Annotated in this window: 23 protein-coding genes; 9 read left to right on the plus strand and 14 right to left on the minus strand. The window is 68.2% G+C overall.

The features are described from left to right. Nucleotides 1-123 precede the first annotated feature (123 nt). From ybeY to J0J01_RS24710, 6 genes are all read right to left on the minus strand, one after another. Nucleotides 124-597 (minus strand): rRNA maturation RNase YbeY, encoded by a 474-nt coding sequence (gene ybeY, locus J0J01_RS24685; protein ID WP_296385586.1) that lies wholly within the window; start codon nt 595-597, stop codon nt 124-126. Further along, nucleotides 563-1,510, minus strand: a complete 948-nt coding sequence (locus J0J01_RS24690; protein ID WP_296385588.1) for a PhoH family protein — start codon at nt 1,508-1,510, stop codon at nt 563-565. Before J0J01_RS24690 ends, ybeY begins: the two co-directional genes overlap by 35 nt. Then, the gene (miaB, locus tag J0J01_RS24695) at nt 1,507-2,919 is read right to left on the minus strand and encodes a tRNA (N6-isopentenyl adenosine(37)-C2)-methylthiotransferase MiaB (protein WP_296385591.1); all 1,413 of its coding nucleotides are present in this window, start codon (nt 2,917-2,919) and stop codon (nt 1,507-1,509) included. The genes J0J01_RS24690 and miaB overlap by 4 nt, the downstream gene beginning before the upstream one ends. 46 nt (nt 2,920-2,965) lie before the next feature. After that, on the minus strand, nt 2,966-3,775 hold the full coding sequence (locus J0J01_RS24700) for a lysophospholipid acyltransferase family protein (protein WP_296385592.1): 810 nt from the start codon (nt 3,773-3,775) through the stop codon (nt 2,966-2,968). Nucleotides 3,776-3,787: 12 nt separating this feature from the next. After that, the gene (locus tag J0J01_RS24705) at nt 3,788-4,636 is read right to left on the minus strand and encodes a GNAT family N-acyltransferase (protein ID WP_296385595.1); all 849 of its coding nucleotides are present in this window, start codon (nt 4,634-4,636) and stop codon (nt 3,788-3,790) included. 66 nt (nt 4,637-4,702) lie between these two features. Next, on the minus strand, nt 4,703-5,140 hold the full coding sequence (locus J0J01_RS24710) for a Fur family transcriptional regulator (RefSeq protein WP_296385598.1): 438 nt from the start codon (nt 5,138-5,140) through the stop codon (nt 4,703-4,705). 46 nt (nt 5,141-5,186) lie between these two features. On the opposite strand from J0J01_RS24710, the gene J0J01_RS24715 reads away from it, so the two are divergent. After that, complete coding sequence (locus J0J01_RS24715; protein ID WP_296385600.1) at nt 5,187-5,441, plus strand: sulfurtransferase TusA family protein; 255 nt, start codon at nt 5,187-5,189, stop codon at nt 5,439-5,441. On the opposite strand, the gene rimI is transcribed toward J0J01_RS24715, so the two are convergent. Then, nucleotides 5,425-5,901 (minus strand): ribosomal protein S18-alanine N-acetyltransferase, encoded by a 477-nt coding sequence (gene rimI / locus J0J01_RS24720; protein WP_296385602.1) that lies wholly within the window; start codon nt 5,899-5,901, stop codon nt 5,425-5,427. The two genes, J0J01_RS24715 and rimI, sit on opposite strands and share 17 nt — an antisense overlap. Next, the gene (gene tsaB, locus J0J01_RS24725) at nt 5,902-6,591 is read right to left on the minus strand and encodes a tRNA (adenosine(37)-N6)-threonylcarbamoyltransferase complex dimerization subunit type 1 TsaB (RefSeq protein WP_296385604.1); all 690 of its coding nucleotides are present in this window, start codon (nt 6,589-6,591) and stop codon (nt 5,902-5,904) included. Between the two features lie 9 nt (nt 6,592-6,600). Between tsaB and ddpX the strand changes: the two genes are divergently transcribed. After that, a complete protein-coding gene (ddpX, locus tag J0J01_RS24730; RefSeq protein ID WP_296385606.1) occupies nt 6,601-7,155 on the plus strand; it encodes a D-alanyl-D-alanine dipeptidase in 555 nt (184 codons plus the stop codon). 3 nt (nt 7,156-7,158) lie between these two features. Here ddpX and J0J01_RS24735 read toward each other — a convergent pair whose 3' ends face one another. From J0J01_RS24735 to J0J01_RS24760, 6 genes are all read right to left on the minus strand, one after another. Beyond that, nucleotides 7,159-8,250, minus strand: a complete 1,092-nt coding sequence (locus tag J0J01_RS24735) for a glucosaminidase domain-containing protein (protein WP_296385608.1) — start codon at nt 8,248-8,250, stop codon at nt 7,159-7,161. 105 nt (nt 8,251-8,355) lie between these two features. After that, complete coding sequence (locus tag J0J01_RS24740) at nt 8,356-8,904, minus strand: NifU family protein (RefSeq protein WP_296385610.1); 549 nt, start codon at nt 8,902-8,904, stop codon at nt 8,356-8,358. A gap of 197 nt (nt 8,905-9,101) precedes the next feature. Next, on the minus strand, nt 9,102-9,578 hold the full coding sequence (locus J0J01_RS24745; protein WP_296385612.1) for a universal stress protein: 477 nt from the start codon (nt 9,576-9,578) through the stop codon (nt 9,102-9,104). Between the two features lie 17 nt (nt 9,579-9,595). After that, nucleotides 9,596-10,441: a TIGR02186 family protein gene (locus J0J01_RS24750; RefSeq protein ID WP_296385614.1), complete on the minus strand. Its 846-nt coding sequence runs from the start codon at nt 10,439-10,441 to the stop codon at nt 9,596-9,598. Further along, complete coding sequence (locus J0J01_RS24755) at nt 10,438-11,364, minus strand: sulfite exporter TauE/SafE family protein (RefSeq protein WP_296385616.1); 927 nt, start codon at nt 11,362-11,364, stop codon at nt 10,438-10,440. The genes J0J01_RS24750 and J0J01_RS24755 overlap by 4 nt, the downstream gene beginning before the upstream one ends. Nucleotides 11,365-11,378: 14 nt before the next feature. Continuing rightward, nucleotides 11,379-12,353: a DUF2333 family protein gene (locus tag J0J01_RS24760; protein WP_296385618.1), complete on the minus strand. Its 975-nt coding sequence runs from the start codon at nt 12,351-12,353 to the stop codon at nt 11,379-11,381. 284 nt (nt 12,354-12,637) lie between these two features. On the opposite strand from J0J01_RS24760, the gene J0J01_RS24765 reads away from it, so the two are divergent. The 7 genes from J0J01_RS24765 to J0J01_RS24795 all read left to right on the plus strand — a co-directional run bounded on the left by J0J01_RS24765 (nt 12,638) and on the right by J0J01_RS24795 (nt 16,814). Next, a complete protein-coding gene (locus J0J01_RS24765) occupies nt 12,638-13,441 on the plus strand; it encodes an alpha/beta hydrolase (protein WP_296385619.1) in 804 nt (267 codons plus the stop codon). Next, on the plus strand, nt 13,438-14,562 hold the full coding sequence (locus tag J0J01_RS24770; RefSeq protein ID WP_296385620.1) for an MFS transporter: 1,125 nt from the start codon (nt 13,438-13,440) through the stop codon (nt 14,560-14,562). Before J0J01_RS24765 ends, J0J01_RS24770 begins: the two co-directional genes overlap by 4 nt. Before the next feature lie 87 nt (nt 14,563-14,649). Continuing rightward, on the plus strand, nt 14,650-15,207 hold the full coding sequence (locus J0J01_RS24775; protein WP_296385621.1) for a hypothetical protein: 558 nt from the start codon (nt 14,650-14,652) through the stop codon (nt 15,205-15,207). Beyond that, complete coding sequence (locus J0J01_RS24780) at nt 15,204-15,614, plus strand: hypothetical protein (protein WP_296385622.1); 411 nt, start codon at nt 15,204-15,206, stop codon at nt 15,612-15,614. Before J0J01_RS24775 ends, J0J01_RS24780 begins: the two co-directional genes overlap by 4 nt. Nucleotides 15,615-15,660: 46 nt before the next feature. Continuing rightward, a complete protein-coding gene (locus J0J01_RS24785; protein WP_296385624.1) occupies nt 15,661-16,107 on the plus strand; it encodes a MarR family transcriptional regulator in 447 nt (148 codons plus the stop codon). An 83-nt stretch (nt 16,108-16,190) separates the two neighbouring features. Continuing rightward, nucleotides 16,191-16,424: an AbrB family transcriptional regulator gene (locus J0J01_RS24790; RefSeq protein WP_296385626.1), complete on the plus strand. Its 234-nt coding sequence runs from the start codon at nt 16,191-16,193 to the stop codon at nt 16,422-16,424. A gap of 3 nt (nt 16,425-16,427) precedes the next feature. Further along, nucleotides 16,428-16,814: a PIN domain-containing protein gene (locus tag J0J01_RS24795; RefSeq protein ID WP_296385628.1), complete on the plus strand. Its 387-nt coding sequence runs from the start codon at nt 16,428-16,430 to the stop codon at nt 16,812-16,814. Nucleotides 16,815-16,829 lie beyond the last annotated feature (15 nt).

The following is a 16,829-nucleotide window of genomic DNA, read 5'->3' on the forward strand; positions in this document are numbered from 1 at the left end:
AGCTCAGCAGACGCGTCTGGCAAACTTATGACGACATCGTCCAGGGTTGTTGCGACGCTTGGAACTGGCTCATCGCCGACACTGTCCGCCTCGCTTCGATCACTACCCGCGAATGGGCATCGGTCAGAACTTAGGGCCGATGGTATAAGGGTCGGCGATCCCGAGCTTCTTCAGGATGCGCCGCTCCAGCGCCTCCATGCGTTCGGCATCGGCATCGCTGGTCTCGTGATCGTAGCCCAGCAGATGCAGCGTGCCGTGCACGACGAGGTGCGCGACATGGTCGGAGGGAGTCTTCTTCTGCTCGCGCGCCTCGCGCCACACGGTCTGGCGGGCCAGCACGATGTCGCCGAGGAACGATTTCTCGCCCGATGGATAGGACAGCACGTTGGTCGGCTTGTCCTTCTTGCGGTCGCGCTCGTTGAGCGCCCGCACACGCCTGTCGTCGGACAACGCTATCGTCAGCGACCGCACCTTGGCGCCCAGCGCCGCGCGCGCGGCCTTGCGGACCAGCCGCTCGACGCCGGGCAGGGCTTTGGCCCACGCCGCGTCGAGCAGGACGACGTCAACCTTTGCTCTTGGCCCGGTCGCGCGCGTCATAGGCCTCGACGATGCGGGTCACCAGGTCGTGGCGCACCACGTCCTTGGAGCTGAGCCGCACGAAGCGGATGCCCTCGACATGGGAGAGCGTGTCGACGGCGTCGGCCAGGCCCGACTTCTCGCCACGCGGCAGGTCGACCTGGCTGGGATCGCCGGTCACCACCATGCGCGAGCCCTCGCCCAGGCGGGTCAGGAACATGCGCATCTGCATCGCCGTCGTGTTCTGCGCCTCGTCGAGGATGACGTAGCAGTGCGACAGCGTGCGGCCGCGCATGAAGGCGAGCGGCGCAATCTCGATGTCGCCGTCCTCCATGCGCTTGGCGATCTGCTCGGCCGGCACCATGTCGTGCAGCGCGTCGTAGAGCGGCCGCAGATAGGGATCGATCTTCTCCTTCAGGTCGCCGGGCAGGAAGCCCAGCCGCTCGCCGGCCTCGACCGCGGGCCGCGACAGCACCATGCGCTCGACCTTGCCGGCCAGCAGCAGCGATACGCCCATCGCCACCGCGAGGTAGGTCTTGCCGCTGCCGGCGGGCCCCAGCGCGAACACCATGTCGCGCTCGCGCAGCGCGGTGAGATACTCGCGCTGGCCCGGCGAGCGCGCGTTGATGGTGCGCTTGCGCGTGCGGATGCCTTCGTCGCTGCCGGCACCGTCGACGCGGGAAAAGCGCACCGCGGCATCGACATCGGCAGTATCGACGGCAAGGCCGCGCTTCAGCCGCTCGTAGAGGCTGGTCAGCGTCTTGTGCGCGACCGCGACGTCGTCCTCCTCGCCGCCGATCTCGAGCTGGTTGGCGCGGGCGCGCATCTTGGTGTTGGTGAGTTGCTCGACGCGGGCGAGGTTGCGGTCGTGCACGCCATAGAGCTCGACCAGCACGGAGTTGTCGTCGAACGCGACCCGGCGGGTGACGCTCACGCGGCGACCCCGTAGCTACCGGTGACGATCTCGCCGGCCAGGCTGTTGGCATGGCCCTCGACGAGCCGCGCCTCGACGATGCTGCCGATCAGGCGCGGGTCGCCGTCGGCATAGACCGACTGCAGCCACGGCGTCTTGCCGATCAACTGGCCAGGCCGACGGCCCGGCTCGGCGAACAGCACCGGCACGGTCTGGCCGACCTTGGAGGCATTGAAGGCGCGCGCCTGGTCGCCGAGCAGCGCCTGGAGAGCATGCAGCCGCGCCGACTTCACCGTTTCCGGCACCTGGTCGTCCATCGCCGCCCCCGGCGTGCCAGGGCGGCGGCTGTACTTGAAGGAGAAGGCCGAGGCGAAGCCAACCTGCTCGACCAGTCCCATCGTGTCGTCGAAGTCCCTGTCGCTCTCGCCCGGGAAGCCGACGATGAAGTCGGACGACAGTGCGAGATCCGGCCGCGCCGTGCGCAGGCGATCGACGATGTCGAGGAAGAGATCGCGGCCGTGGCGGCGGTTCATCGCCTCGAGGATGCGGTCGGAGCCCGACTGCACCGGCAGATGCAGGTACGGCACGAGCTGCGGCACCTCGCCGTGCGCGGCGATCAGATCGTCGTCCATGTCGCGCGGATGCGAGGTGGTGTAGCGCAGCCTCGCCACGCCCTCAATCTCGGCCAGCGCGTGGATCAGGCGGGCGAGCGACCAGGTCGAGCCGTCTTCCGCCTCGCCATGATAGGCGTTGACGTTCTGGCCAAGCAGCGTGATCTCGATCGCGCCTGCGGCAACGAGCTGGCGCGCTTCGCTCAGCACCTTGGCGGCCGGCCGCGAATACTCCGCGCCGCGCGTGTAGGGCACGACGCAGAAGGTGCAGAACTTGTCGCAGCCTTCCTGGATCGACAGGAAGGCCGAGCCGGCGCGCACGCCCTGCGGCGCCGGCAGGTGATCGAACTTGCTCTCGGCCGGAAAGTCGGTGTCGAGCACGCCGGCCCCCGGGAGCCGCTTGCCGGCCTTGAGGATCGCCGTCTTGCGCTCGGCCTCGGCCAGCAGCTGCGGCAAGCGGTGATAGGCCTGCGGGCCGACCACGATGTCGACCGCGGGCTGGCGTTTGGCGATCTCCTCGCCCTCGGCTTGCGCCACACAGCCGGCGACGGCGATGGTGAGGTCTCTGCCCTCGGCGCGGCGCTCCACCTTGAGGTCGCGCATGCGGCCCAATTCGGAATAGACCTTCTCCGAGGCGTGCTCGCGGATGTGGCAGGTGTTCAGCACCACCAGATCGGCCTGGTCCGGAGCGGGCGCGAGCGCATAGCCGAGCGGCCGCAGGACGTCGGCCATGCGGTCGGAATCGTAGACGTTCATCTGGCACCCGTAGGTGCGGATGAAGACGCGCTTGCGCTGTCCGTTGGAGCGGACGGTGGTCATCGGTCTCCGGTTCTGAAACGGGCGGGTTCTATCAAAAGCCGGCCGGCTAGGCGAGTCGGGGCAAAAGCTCGTCGCGGCCGGCATTGGCGGCCTGGACGCCCAGCGACACCTGGCGGTAGCAGAACTCGGCGAGCTTCTTGCGGTCGCCGAGCTGGTCGATGTCGACCGGCGGGAAGAAGGTCACCACCGCCTCGGTCTCGCCGAGGCAGGTCATCTGCCAGAGGTGCGGCACCAGGTCGAGGTCGCCGAACCAGGCGAACAAGGGCCGCCAGTAGCGGCCGAGCGGAATGCCGTCGAGCCGGGTGTAGGCGATCGCCACCGGCTGCACCACGATCGGCTTGTCGTCGCGCCGCAGTTGCGCCACCCCGAACAAGGCGCTGCGGAACGGCAGCACGCGCGTGCCGTCGGTCGAGGTGCCCTCGGGGAACAGCATCAGGTTGTCGCCGGTGTTCAGCCGGCGCAGCATCTCGTCGCGGCTGGCGCTGGTCTTGCCCGAGGTGCGCTCGATGAAGATGGTGCGCTGCGCCTTGGCGAGCGTCGCGAAGAACGGCCAGGTGGCGACCTCGGCCTTGGCGACGAAGCTGCCCGGCACCAGCCCGCCCAGCACCTCGATGTCGAGATAGGAGACGTGGTTGCAGACGAACAGGGTCGGCGTGGTGCCCGAGCGCGTGCCGCGCACCCGCACGCGGATGCCCATGATGAAGCAGACCAGGCGGTGGTAGTAGACCGGCATCCAGCGGATCACCGGCCGGATGCGCAGCGCGGCCGCCAGCAGGTAGATGGGCAGCGCGACGAGCGTCAGCGTGACGTAACTCAGCAGCCGGAAGGCGCCGCGCAGGGGAGACCCGATCCACATCGACGAGAGGAATCAGTCCTTCTCGTTCACGCCGCGCTCGTAATGGCGCATGTACTTCTCGGTCACCAGCTCGGTCTTGACGATGACGAACACGTCGGTGGTGTTGAACTGCCCGTCGATCACCGCGCCGTCGCCGACATAGCCGCCGAGCCTGAGGTAGCCCTTGATCAGCGGCGGGACGCGCGCCATCGCCTTGCGTTGGTCGTAATCGTCGCGCGGCAGCATCTCCATGTTGACGTAACGGCTCTCGACCGCGCGCACGCGGATCTCCGGCGGCGCGAGATGGTGATGGTAGAGATAGCTCATCGCCTGCGCGTGCTGCTGCGGATCGGTGCCCGGGAAGCTCGCACAGCCGAACATCGCCTGGACGTTGTAGTGGTAGGCGTAGAGCGCGATGCCCCGCCACAGCATCTGCATGGTCGCGGTGTTGCGCGCGTCCTTGGCGATGCAGGAACGGCCGGCCTCCAGCACCTCGCCCGGGAAGTCGACCATCTTCTGCACGTCGTACTCGGCCGACGAATAGAAACGTCCCCTCTTCGCCGCGTGCTCGCGGCGGATCAGGCGATAGGTGCCGACGATGCCCTCCGGGCCCTCGCCGCGGCGGCGGTCGAGCACCAGCAGGTGGTCGCAGATCTGGTCGTAGGCGTCGAAGTCGCGACGCAGCCGCGCCGTCTCGGGCGACGGCTGCGCCTTCATTTCCTCGTAGAACACGCGATAGCGCAAGGCTTGTGCCGCGTCGATCTCCTCGGCCGTCTTGGCGAGACGGACCTCGAAGTCGCCGGCGACGACCTTGACGATTTCCCGGTTGGAAATCGGCGGGCCTAGAAGCTCGGCTTCACTGTCAGCACGGTCAATGCGCATGTTCCATCCGCAAGGGAGCCGCCCCGATCATCCGGCCATTATCGGGCCGGCACCAAGGCCGTCCACTCATTTCTGCCGGTCGTTTTTGCCGTCCAGAGGCACGCCGAACAGCTCCAGGCGATGGCCGACCAGCCGGTAACCGGCCTTTTCGGCGATCCTGCGCTGCAGCTCCTCGATCTCGTCGTTGTGGAATTCAACGACCTTGCCGCTCTGGATGTCGATCAGGTGATCGTGGTGCTCGCTCGGCGTCTCCTCGTAGCGGGCGCGGCCGTCGCCGAAATCGTGCTTGGCGAGGATGCCTGCCTCTTCGAACAGTCGCACCGTGCGGTAGACCGTGGCGATCGAGATGTTGGGATCGACCGCGACGGCGCGCTTGTGCAGCGCCTCGACATCGGGATGGTCATGCGAGTCGGAGAGCACGCGCGCGATGACGCGGCGCTGGTCGGTCATCTTGAGGCCGCGTTCTGCGCAGATCGCTTCGAGCTTGGACTTCTGATCAGGCATCTCGGCGCACCCTACACCGCTTGGCGAACGGGGTATAGTTGCCGGCATGAAAGCGGCCGACCCGACGCCCACGGAGACCCCCACCGAGACCATCGACATCACCGGCGAGGTCTGCCCGATGACCTTCGTGCGCACCAAGCTCAAGCTCGAGCGCATGCAGCCCGGCGAGGTGCTCTCGGTCCGTCTGCGCGGCGAGGAGCCGTTGCGCAACGTGCCGCGCGCGGCGCGTGACGAGGGACACATCATTTTGGGCATCGTACCCGACGGCAATGACCATATCGTGACTATCCGCCATCGTTGAGAAGCAGTCTCAAAATCAAGGCGTCGGCAACGCCGCGATGGCGCTGGTAGTAGCCGAGCCGCCGGCCGACTTCCGTGAAGCCCGCCTGTGCATAAAGCGAAAGCGCCGGCGGATTATCCACGCCGACCTCGAGGAAAAGCACGCGCGCGCCGTGCTCGCGCACCCGCTCGATGACCGCGTCGAGCAGCGCACGCGCGACGCCCCGCCGGCGATGCGCGGCATCGACCGCGATGGTCAGCAACTCTGCCTCATCGACGGTGGTGCGCCACAGCGCGATGCCGGCATCCTCGCCGTCGACCAGCAGGAAGAAGCCGCCGGCAGTCGATGACGCCAGCAGCTCGGCCATGTCCTGGCGTGTCCAGGGCCGCTCGCCGAGGGCCGCGAAGGCCGAGCGATGCAGGCGCGCCGCGCGATCGAGATCGAGGGCACCGATCGGCCTCACCATGAAACGACCGTTCATTCAGCCGGTCTCGACCGTGCGCCGCGTGCCGTCGGGCGCGGTGACGTTGACGCCGCGCAGGTACAGCGGCCGCGGCAGCCCCTCCGTGCGATTGCGCACACGCCAGGCGTCGATGCCATCCGCCATGGCAACGCGCGCCATCAGGGCGGGATCGGGCAAGGCCTGTTGCGCCACGGCATCGGGCAACAGCGGCGCCAGGGTCTCGGCCTGGGGCCCGACGATGCGGCACGGTTTGCCGGCGAGCCTGGCCGCCAGCGCTTCGGTGGACGCGACGAACGGCGCGCCATCGATCGCGCAGAACCAGTCGCCGAGATGCGTGTCGATGGCTGCGACCGCGAGACGGCCATCCTGCGGTGCCGCCGCGAGGAGAGCCGCCGTGGTGGTGAGTCCGGCCAACGGGATGTCGAGCGCCAAAGCCAGGCCACGCGCCGCCGCGAGACCGACGCGCACACCGGTGAAGCTGCCCGGCCCGACCGTAACGGCAATCAGCGACAGCGCGTGGCGATCGACAGCCGCCTCCTCCAACGCGCGCGCGATGGCCGGCAGCAGGGTCGCGGCCTGGCCGCGCCCCGCCTCCCGGCGCTCGGCGAGCGCCGCGCCGTCGCGCACCACGGCGACGGCAAGTCCGCTGATCGCGCAATCGAAGGCGAGGACGGTCATCCGCTGGCGCTCGCCGAAACGGCTGGGCATTGTTGAATCATGAAGCTCGACCTGGTTGAGATCGCCCCGCCCGTCTTCGATGCCGACGTGACACTGGCCTACGCGACCGCCGACAATCTAACCGGCCAGCCGGTCTATCGGAAAGCCGAATGCTTCCTGCACCGCGAGGCGGCGGAGAAGCTGCAGACCGCGATCGACTTGGCGCGGCCGCTCGGCCTGCGCCTGCGCATCTTCGACGCGCTGCGGCCGGTCGAGGCGCAGTGGAAGCTGTGGAACTTCAATCCCGATCCGGAGTTCCTCGCCGACCCGCGGCGCGGCTCGCCGCATTCGCGCGGCGTCGCGGTCGACCTCACCCTGCTCGCGGACGGGCGGGAGCTCGACATGGGCACCGGCTTCGACGCCTTCACGCCGCTGTCTCACCATGGCCGCACCGATGTGCCGGCCGAGGCGCAGCGCAATCGCCTGCTGCTGATGGGGCTCATGACGGCGGCGGGCTGGGACTTCTATCGCAACGAGTGGTGGCACTATCAGCTGTTCGACGCGCGGCGCTATCCGCTGATCAGCGACGCCGACCTGCCGCGGGAGATGATGTAGGCATCAGAACGACAGCTTCGCCTTGTCGAAGTCGGTGAGCTTGTCCTCGCGCATCACCTGGCGCACGAAGCCGACATACTGCTGGCCGAGCTCCGAGTAGCGCAGCAGCTGGCCGATCAGGCGATAGCCGTCGGGCGTCTCGCCGCGCGCGCGCATCGACGCGCGCTCGGTGCGGAAGGCGCTGTAGGCGGCGTGCGTGTTGAGGTTGGAGACATAGGCGTCGGCCGCGTCACCGACATTGGCGAAGGGCTGCGGCATGCCGGTTCCGGGTTTCCATGACACGCTCACGGCATGACGGCCGCCGGCCTGGATCTGGCCGAACAGGGCATTGCCGGTGCGGGCGGCGAACGAGGTGCCCCAGCCTGACTCGATGCCGGCCTGAGCGATCGCCATCGACGGCGGCACGACATCGACGCGCTTCAGCAGCTCGTCGAGCTTGTCGGCACTGCCGTCGTAGCGGTCGGCGAGCTGCTCCAGCCAGGCGCGCTCGAACGTGGTCAGGCCGACCGGGCTCTGCAGCTTGTCGCGCAGGAAGAGGAGCTGCTCGCGCTCGGCCACCACACGCTGGTTGACCTCGAGGATCACCGGCAGCAGCGCGGTGATGAACAGCGCCTTGCGCTCGGCGCCTTCCTTATTGTTGAGATCGTCGGGCACGCGCTCGACCTTGAGCGGCGGCACCGGATCGCCCTGGCGCACATCGGTCAGGGTGTAGGACGCCTCGCGGAAGAAGCCGGCGAGCTCGTCGGCGGTCTTCGGATTGATCGCCTTGACCTGGATCTGGCGGCGCACGGCATTGCCGGGAGCGGCGAAGCGGCCATGGCCGCCCGCGATCTCGCGGGCGCTGACCGGCACCGTATCCTCGACCTCGATCTCGTGGCGCACGAAGGTCAGCATCGGGTCGGGGGACGCCGCGGCCGCGACCGGCCGGGTCTCCGCCGCCGCCGGCGGGATCACGTTGAAGGCCAGCATCTGGCCGGTGCTCATCTCGGGGAAGGGCTGCTGCAGGCCGATGCCCGCGACCAGGACGGCAGACCACACGATCGGGAAGGCGTAGGCGCGCCCGGCTTCGACAGCAGGCCTGACCGGAAATCCCATGAGCTTACTCCCCCAGTTGTCGAGACAAACGACGAACTGCTCGCGGCCCCACACGGCCGACGACGACAAATCCCGACGCTGACGCTTAATAAAAGGCGAGGCGGCCTACTGGGCCGCCTGCACTTCCACCACTTCCGGCACGTAGTGCTTGAGAAGATTCTCGATGCCCATCTTGAGCGTGGCGGTCGAGCTCGGGCAGCCCGAGCACGAACCCTGCATGTGCAGGTAGACCACGCCGTCGCGGAAATCCTGGAACACGATATCGCCGCCATCCTGGGCAACGGCCGGCCGGACCCGCGTCTCGAGCAAGTCCTTGATCTGGGCAACCACCTCGTCGTCCTCGGCGGCGGCCTCGGTGACCTGTGCTTCGGACGCCACCACCGGCTCGCCGGAGGTGTAGTGCTCCATGATACCGCCCAGGATCGAGGGCTTCAGGATCTGCCAATCCTTGTCGGCGGCTTTGGTGACGGTAACGAAGTCGGAGCCGAAGAACACGCGCTCCACGCCTTCGATCGCGAACAGCCGCTTGGCCAGCGGCGAGGTCGTGGCCGCGCCGGCATCGGCGAAGTCCAGCGTGCCCTTGTCCATCACCACCCGGCCCGGAAGGAACTTCAGGGTCGAGGGGTTCGGGGTCTGCTCGGTTTGGATGAACATGATGCTTCCGAGCTAAGAACCGCACCGAAAGCGATCAAGGGATATTTTTGAGACGAGGGGAAATATATTATGGAAATTTAAATTATGTTACATTTGTTTCAGAGAGTTGGGCGATTCGACGGACATAGATCACCATCTGCACTGCCCGCCGCAAAGAATCGTTTCCCGCAACCGAGGTCCAAAACGTCGCAGGAAAATCAGGAAATAGCGTCGATCTCCGCCTCCGACAAGGCGCCCGGCACGATGGTCAGCGGGATACGCAGGCCGCTGCCGGCGCGGGTGAAGGCGGTGACCAGCGGCCCCGGCCCCTCGCGGCCCGAGGACGCGCCGAGCACCAGCACGCAGATCGAATGGTCCTCGTTCACGAGCTTGATCAGCTCGTCGCGGCTCTTGCCTTCGCGGATGTAGATCGACGGCGGCTGGCCGGTCAGGTCGGCCGCGACGTCGGCGTAGCGCGCCACCGCCTGCTCGGCCTCCTGCCGCGCCTCATCGCGCATCAGGTCGGCGACGCCGCCCCAGGTCTGGCCCTCTGGCGGCGGCATGACATAGAGCAGCGCCACCCGGCCGCCGGTCCGCTTGGCCCGGCGGCAGGCATAGCGCAGCGCGTTGCGCAGCTCCGGGCTCTCGTCGACCACCACCAGGAAAACGCGCTCGGTGATCTTGATCTCGGCCATGTCTCCTCCCCGGTCGCCTAGAGCCGGCGCAGCACAGCGCCGCCCAGCCAGCCCAATACCAGCGCCATGACGATGGCGCCTGCACCGTAAAGCGGCCCTTCCTCGACCGACCAGCCGGCCAACTGGGCGCTGAACCCGACCTTGCCGACCGGCAAGGGCCGCGACACCGCAGCGACGATCTTGCCTTCGCGCAGGAGATAGGTGCGCACGTCGTAGACCCCTTCCGGCAGCCGCGACGGGAACGGCAGCTCGGCCCGGAACAGCCGGCCGGCCTGGACCGTGACGTGGCCGAAATTGGCGGGATAGAGGTCCTCGCGGCGCTTGACCTCGACCAGGCCCTGGCGGAACTCGGCAAGCCGGGCCGGCGAGCGCGGCCGAACCGGCCGGATGCTGGCCAGCCGGTCCTCCAGCGACAGGATCTCGCTGCCCGAGGCGCGGGCCAGCAGCCGCTGCAAGGGCGCGCTGGCGGCGATGAAGTAGTAGGCGGGCACGTCGTCGAAGCGCATGCGGCCGGTGTTGAGCCACAGGCCGAGGAAACGCTCCTTACGCAGCACCGTCTCGCGCGCCGGCGGGCCCTGGACCACGACCACGATCTCGCCCGGCGGGTCGAACATGCCGAACAGCAGCAGGCTCTCGCCCTGGAAGGCCGAGGTGATGGAGACGCGCGGCTGCGACAGGTCGACGATCAGCTCCGGCATGCCGGGCCCGCTGGGCACCGACGGCGGCAGGCTGGAATCGGGCGCCGGCCCGAAGGTCGGGCCGGTCAGCGAGCCGGGCGGCGGCTCGATGCGCTGCGCCGAGGCCACGCCAGGGACGGCATTCGATGCCAGCAGCGCGAGCAGCAGGACGATGAGCCGCCTCACGGCAGAACCTCGCGCGGTCCGAGCGAATAGGGCGAGGCGGGCGTGCGCAAGAGCTCGAACAGCAGCTCGGTCGCCACCGCCAGCACCAGCACGCCCATCAGGGCGCGCAGCACCACGCCGGGCAGGCGGGCGGCGATGCGGCTGCCGATCGGCGCGCCGACCACGCCGCCCAGGATCAGCAGCAGCGCCAGCACCACGTCGACCGTGCCGTTGGTCGCCGCCTGGAGGAAGACGACGTTAGCCGCGACGAACAGGATCTGGAAGTTGGACGTGCCGATCACGACGGTGGTCGGCATGCCGAGCAGGTAGATCATCGCCGGCACCAGCACGAAGCCGCCGCCGACACCGAGAATGGCCGACAGGATTCCGATCAGGAAGCCCAGCGTGATCGGCAGGAAGGCGCTGATGTAGAGCTTCGACTTGTAGAACCGCATCTTCCACGGCAGGCGATGCACCAGGTAGTGGGTGTGCAGCTTGCCGCGCGGCGCGGTCGGGTTGCGCCGGCGCTTGAACCAGGTGCGGACGCTCTCGAACAGCATCAGCGAGCCGATCGAGCTCAGCAGGATCACGTACAGCACGGCGATGACGAAATCGATCTGGCCGATCGCCTTCAGCCAGGTGAACAGGGTGACGCCGGCCGACGAGCCGATCATGCCGCCCAGCAGCAGCACCAGCCCCATGCGCAGGTCGACGTTGCCGCGCCGCCACTGCACCTGCAGCGACGACACCGAATTGGCGACCACCTGGTTGGCCTGGCTCGCCACCGCCACCGCGGGCGGGATGCCGACGAAGATCAGCAGCGGCGTCGCCAGGAAGCCGCCGCCGACCCCGAACATGCCGGCGAGCAGCCCCGCCGCCGCGCCCAGCGCGAACAGCACGAACACGTTCATCGACTGTTCGGCGATGGGCAGGTAGATCTCCACGCGCTGCCCTTACGTCACTTCAGGAGAATGGCGGTGATCTCGCGCAGCTGGGTGCGCGCGCGCAGCAGGTAGAAGCCCTGCGCAGCCAGATGATTGGGGATCAGGAACCCGTCGGGATAGCCGTTCCACACCACCCAGGGGTCGAGCTGCGCGGCGATGCGGAAGGTCTCGACCGTGCCGTTCCAGGCATTGGTCAGGCCGCGCTCGCGGATGATGCCGTCGAAATCCTTGCCGAGCTCGCGCAGCAGCAGGAAGTTGGCGAAGAGCCGGCCCTTGTTGAAATAGAAGATGTCGTCGACGTGCGTGTCGAACAGGTTGCCCGCCTGCTCGACGATGTGCTGGTCGATCACCGCCGAGTCCGAGCCGTGGTCGTTGGCGATGCGGTCGAGCAGAGCCTGCAGGTTGTCGGCGCGGCGCTCGAACACCGCCTGGCCGGCCGCCAGCCGCTTGTTGTAGGCGACCAGCCGGTCGCGGCCGGCGCGGAACTTCTGCGCCGAGGTGGCGGACGGCCAGAACGACACGCTGGGCTGCCAGATCCAGACGTTGGGCTGCTCGTTCAGGAAGCCGCGCGCCTGCTCGAGGTCGCGGTCGGTCTGGCTGGTGCCGCGGGTGCGGCCGAGCTGGTCCATCAGCTCGGTCGAGAAGCGGCCCAGCGCCGCCATGATGCCGCGCTGGAAGTTCGGCATGTTGTCGAGGATGCCGGCCGGGGTGAAGAACGGCAGCATCGGCGTCCAGCTATGGACATCGACCTCGCGGGTGACGAGGTTGGCCGCGACCGCCACGGCCCGGCTCTCGCCCGGCGCGACGCTGGTGAGCTGGAACTGCGGGTCGTCGTCGATGTTCTCGACGATCATCGCGCCGACCGGATAATAGAGGATCAGCAGGACCAGCAGGACGCGCCAGCCCCAGCGCCAGATCCAGCGGCCGCCGGTCGCGGCGGCGCTGCCGACGCGGCCCGCCCTCCCGGTCCAGGGGCGCCAGGTTCGCATGCCGGACCACATCCGGCTCCAGCGCGACGGCCGCGACGGCGGCGGCGGAGCGGCAGGATCCGGATCGAAGGTCATTCCGCACCTTAGCACCGGCCAAGTGACGGAACAGGGGCGATGCCTGTTAGAGTATCGCCATGGCACTCGATCCCGAATCCCAACGACTTCTCGACCTCATGGCGGCGGCGAACCGGCCCGCCTGGATCACGCTCACGGCCGTACAGGCACGCGAACAGTACTTGTCCACACGCGCCGGCGCGCAGGGGCCGCGCCCCGGTGGCGTTACCGTGACCGATCGCACGATTCCCGGACCCGGCGGGCCGATCGCCGTGCGCCTCTATCGACCCGAATCGGCATCGCCCGAGGCCCGGCTGCCGGCGCTGGTGTTCGCCCATGGCGGCGGCTGGGTGTTCGGCAATCTCGACAGCCACGACGTGCTGTGCGCGCAGCTCGCGATCGAGGCCGGCATCGCGGTGTTCGCGATCGACTACCGCCTCGCGCCCGAGGCGCGCTTCCCGGACGCCTTCGACGATGTCGTCGCCGGGCTTAAGTGGGTGGCGGCCAACGGCGCCTCGGTCGGCATCGACTCCAGCCGGCTGGCGATCGGCGGCGACAGCGCCGGCGGCAATCTCTCGGCCGCGGTGGCGATCTGGGCGCGCGACCATGGCGGCCCCAAGCTGCGCCTGCAGCTCCTCGCCTATCCGGTGACCGACGGCGTGGCGCGCGCAGAGTCCTACCGCCTGTTCGCCGACGGCTACGGGCTGAATGCACCGACCATGGAATGGTTCTTCGACCACTACACGCCGGACAAGGCGATGCGCGACGACTGGCGCCTGTCGCCGCTGCGCGCCAAGTCGCTGGCCGGCCTGCCGCCGGCGCTGGTCGTCACCGCGGGCTACGACCCGCTGCGTGACGAGGGCCGCGCCTATGCCTGGCGGCTGCAGAAGGAAGGCACCGTCACCGACCTCGTCGAGTTCGGCGGCATGCTGCACGGCTTCCTGAGCTCGCCGATGCTGCTGCACGGTGCGCGCCGCGGCGCCGCGATGTGTGCCGCCGCGCTGCGCGAAGCCCTGGTGCTGCGCACCCAGTGACCACGACCGTCCCGTCGATCGTCGGCGGCCGCGCCGTCGCGCTATCGGGCGCGGTGATCGGGCTGGGGCTGCTGGGCGATACGCTGATCTATGCCGTCCTGCCGCTCTATCACGTGGAATGGGGCATCAGCCTCGCGATGGTCGGCGTGCTGCTGTCGCTCAACCGCTGGGTCCGGCTGCTGGCCAACTCGGTGACGGCCTGGCTCGGCGAGCAGCTCGGCGCACGCCGCCTGATGATCGCCGCGGCGCTGGGCTCGGTGGTCTCGACGACCTGCTACGGGCTCGACGGCGGCGAGGGGCTGCAGATCGCCGCGCGCATCCTGTGGGGCATCTCCTTCGCCTCCCTCAATCTCGGCTCGCTCGCCTACGCCGTGGCCGACCGCGCCAATGCCGGCAAGCGGGTCGGGGCGAGCCGCGGCATGATCGGCGTGATCCAGGCTTGCTGCTTCATCGGCGGGGCGCTGCTGGTGCTGCAGATCGGCCCGCGCAACGTCTTCCTGGTGCTGGGCGCGCTGACGCTTCTGGCGGTGGTCGCAGCGCTCCTGCTGCCGCCCCTGCCCAGCGAGCGCACCGAGCGGCGCGGCTTCAGCTTGCCCAAGCCGCACCGCCTCGAGATCTGGGGCTTCCTGCTGGGCTTCTCCGGCGATGGCGTGTTCCTGCTGACGCTGGCCTTCCTGCTCAAGGATTCGGTGACGTCGGTCGCACCGATCGTCGCCACCTCGCTGGTGCTGTCGCTGCGCTGCCTGGTCGAGGCGACCGGCGGCCCCGTGGGCGGCTGGATGGGCGACCGCTTCGGCGCGCGCCCCGTGGCGGTCGTCACCGGCTCGATCCTGGTGCTGGGCTACCTGCTGATCGCCTGCCACCTCGACGTGGTGGGCAGCGTGGTGATCGTGCTGACGCGCGGCCTCTACAACACGCTGATCCCGGTGATGGTGATGCAGCGCGTGACCGGCGGCTATCTCAGCTCGCAGGCCAGCTACTCGACCTGGCGCGACTTCGGCGCCGCGATCGGTCCGCTCACCGCGCCGTTCCTGTTCCTCAACATCCCGCAGAGCTGGCTGTTCGCCGCGCTCGGCCTGCTGATGGCCAGCGGCATCGCCTTCTGCTTGGCGCGCCGATAGGCGCTCGTTCTCACTCCTTCTGACTCGATGGCCTGTGCTGTGATGATCCTCTCATGGGGAGCGGTCGTGATGTCGGAGAAGTGGGGAATGCTGTCGATGGTTCTGGCGTTGGCGCTGTGCGGCTCCGCCGGACCTTCAGCCGCGCAATCGCAGGCCGAGCACTTGATTGCGCCGACACCCGAAGGGTTCAAGTTCCTGGGAAAGGATACGCGCGCCGACGGCGCGGTCACCGAGATCTGGCAGCCGATCGGCCAGACGGACAAGAACTGGACGGAGCAGATCGCCATCCGCACCATGCCGAACAAGGCCGCCGGCAGCGATCCGGTCGCGCTGCTGCAGGTGATCGACAAGCAGATGGCCACGGCCTGCAAGGACAGCCCTACACCGGCCCGCATCCTGCCGGGCAAGAGCAACGGCTACGGCACGGCGACGATGATGACGCGCTGCGCCCAGGGCCCCGACAGCGGCAAGCCGGAGAGCGCGCTGTTCCACGTGATCAAGGGCACCGCCAACCTGTACCTCGTGATCCGGGCGGCGCACTTCGAGGCGACGGGCGACCAGGTGAAGCAGTGGATCCGGTACGTCGGGTCGGTCCGCCTCTGCGACGACCGGACGCCCGACCATCCGTGCAGCAAGCCTCAATGAAGCTGCCGGCGCTGTCCATCCTGTCGGCGATGCTGCTCTCGAACGGCGCCGAAGCCTGTTGGGTCGAGCGCGTGAAGCGCACCGCCACAGGCATTGACGTCTACTTCCAGGACGGGCGCACCGTCAGGGTGATACGCGACAACCGGCAGACGGGGATCTTCCAAACCTATTCCGCCCGGACGACCACCGTGTATCAGGTGGACGGCGTGAAGCTCGTGGAAGCGGTGCCCGCCAGGCTCGGTGACCGCCTCATCTCATCCAACAGTCCCCATGACAGTTGCACCCTGACGGTCGCGATCCGCGACGGGAGGATCGGGCTGGAGGCCAGCGCCTTCACGCAGAGTCCCGCCCCGCAGATCGGAAACGCGGCTCCCGCCACGGCTCAATACTTCATTCCAGCAAACTGATTCCGATATACTTGCGAACGGAAATATATCGGACTATATCCGCAGCATGTCCAATCCGCCGCTTTCCTCCGTCCTGGCCCTGCTGCGCGCCCATGCCCGCATCGAGGAGCAGTTCGGCAATGCCCTCGGCTCCATTCATGGCCTCGCCCTCAAGGAGCTGTTGCTGCTGATGCATCTCTCGGCCGCGCCCAAGCTCCGGCTGAGCCGCATCGACCTCGCCAAGCGGCTGCATGTCAGCGCCTCGACGGTGACGCGCATGACCCAGCCGCTGGAGAAGCTCGGCATGGTCGGCCGCCAGGCCGACCCGCGCGATGCGCGGCTGGCCTATGTCGTGCTGACGGCGGCCGGGCAACGGCTGGCCAAGGACGCCCGCGCCACGCTCGAGCGGTCATCCGAGGCCCTGTTCCGCGACCGCTGGACCAAGCCGGAGATCGCCACCCTGGCCGGGCTGCTCGGCCGCCTGACCGCCGGCCTGCCCGGAGAGCTCGTATGAGTGAAGCCTGTGCTTGACCTTGCAACTGGGCTCAATCGAAATGTATATACCTGTATATACAATGAGGAAAAATCCTTATGCCCATGGCACGCAGCAAAACCTTCAAGAGCGGCAACAGCGAGGCGCTGCGGCTGCCGCGAGATGTTGCCTATGGTGAGGGCGTCGAGCTGGTGATCGTGCGTTCCGGCGACGTCATGACGATCTATCCGGCCGCGATGTCCATTCCCGCCATGATCGAACGCCTGCAGTCCTTGCCCGCGCCTTCCGCCATCGAGCAGCGCGACGTCGAGGAGCTGCCCGAACGGGACGGCCTCTGAGCGATGCCGTTCCTGCTCGACACCGACGTCGCGATCCATCTGCGGGACGGCGATCCCTCAATCACCCGCAAGGTCGCCGCTCTCCAGGACGCGGTGTTGATCTCGATCGTCACGCGAGTCGAGCTCGAGGGCGGGGTCTACCGCGATCCACCGAACGCCGCGATACGGCGCGCCAGGCTCGATGCGGTGCTTGCCGCAATTCCCGCGATCGCCTTCGACGATGCAGCTGCTGCGGCCTATGGGGCGATCGTCGCCCATGCCGGCTACTCGCGCCGCAAGCTGCTCGACCGCATGATCGCCGCTCAGGCGATCGTCCATCGCGCGACGGTCGTCACGCTGAACGCCGGCAACTATGCCGACGTCCCCAATCTCTCGCTGCTGACCTGGTAGCGGGGCAACTGGCGG

It is taken from the genome of Reyranella sp. (genome assembly GCF_017305915.1).
GTDB lineage: Bacteria > Pseudomonadota > Alphaproteobacteria > Reyranellales > Reyranellaceae > Reyranella.

What these genes read in the sequence shown, in the direction of transcription:
- ddpX (WP_296385606.1), top strand. Translation starts at nt 6,601, where the DNA reads ATGAAGCTCGACCTGGTTGAGATCGCCCCGCCCGTCTTCGATGCCGAC.
- J0J01_RS24780 (WP_296385622.1), top strand. Translation starts at nt 15,204, where the DNA reads ATGAAGCTGCCGGCGCTGTCCATCCTGTCGGCGATGCTGCTCTCGAAC.
- J0J01_RS24745 (WP_296385612.1), bottom strand. Translation starts at nt 9,578, where the DNA reads ATGGCCGAGATCAAGATCACCGAGCGCGTTTTCCTGGTGGTGGTCGAC.
- J0J01_RS24700 (WP_296385592.1), bottom strand. Translation starts at nt 3,775, where the DNA reads ATGTGGATCGGGTCTCCCCTGCGCGGCGCCTTCCGGCTGCTGAGTTAC.
- J0J01_RS24790 (WP_296385626.1), top strand. Translation starts at nt 16,191, where the DNA reads ATGGCACGCAGCAAAACCTTCAAGAGCGGCAACAGCGAGGCGCTGCGG.
- J0J01_RS24715 (WP_296385600.1), top strand. Translation starts at nt 5,187, where the DNA reads ATGAAAGCGGCCGACCCGACGCCCACGGAGACCCCCACCGAGACCATC.
- miaB (WP_296385591.1), bottom strand. Translation starts at nt 2,919, where the DNA reads ATGACCACCGTCCGCTCCAACGGACAGCGCAAGCGCGTCTTCATCCGC.
- J0J01_RS24740 (WP_296385610.1), bottom strand. Translation starts at nt 8,904, where the DNA reads ATGTTCATCCAAACCGAGCAGACCCCGAACCCCTCGACCCTGAAGTTC.
- ybeY (WP_296385586.1), bottom strand. Translation starts at nt 597, where the DNA reads ATGACGCGCGCGACCGGGCCAAGAGCAAAGGTTGACGTCGTCCTGCTC.
- J0J01_RS24785 (WP_296385624.1), top strand. Translation starts at nt 15,661, where the DNA reads ATGTCCAATCCGCCGCTTTCCTCCGTCCTGGCCCTGCTGCGCGCCCAT.
- J0J01_RS24775 (WP_296385621.1), top strand. Translation starts at nt 14,650, where the DNA reads ATGCTGTCGATGGTTCTGGCGTTGGCGCTGTGCGGCTCCGCCGGACCT.
- rimI (WP_296385602.1), bottom strand. Translation starts at nt 5,901, where the DNA reads ATGAACGGTCGTTTCATGGTGAGGCCGATCGGTGCCCTCGATCTCGAT.
- J0J01_RS24735 (WP_296385608.1), bottom strand. Translation starts at nt 8,250, where the DNA reads ATGGGATTTCCGGTCAGGCCTGCTGTCGAAGCCGGGCGCGCCTACGCC.
- tsaB (WP_296385604.1), bottom strand. Translation starts at nt 6,591, where the DNA reads ATGCCCAGCCGTTTCGGCGAGCGCCAGCGGATGACCGTCCTCGCCTTC.
- J0J01_RS24760 (WP_296385618.1), bottom strand. Translation starts at nt 12,353, where the DNA reads ATGCGAACCTGGCGCCCCTGGACCGGGAGGGCGGGCCGCGTCGGCAGC.
- J0J01_RS24795 (WP_296385628.1), top strand. Translation starts at nt 16,428, where the DNA reads ATGCCGTTCCTGCTCGACACCGACGTCGCGATCCATCTGCGGGACGGC.
- J0J01_RS24710 (WP_296385598.1), bottom strand. Translation starts at nt 5,140, where the DNA reads ATGCCTGATCAGAAGTCCAAGCTCGAAGCGATCTGCGCAGAACGCGGC.
- J0J01_RS24705 (WP_296385595.1), bottom strand. Translation starts at nt 4,636, where the DNA reads ATGCGCATTGACCGTGCTGACAGTGAAGCCGAGCTTCTAGGCCCGCCG.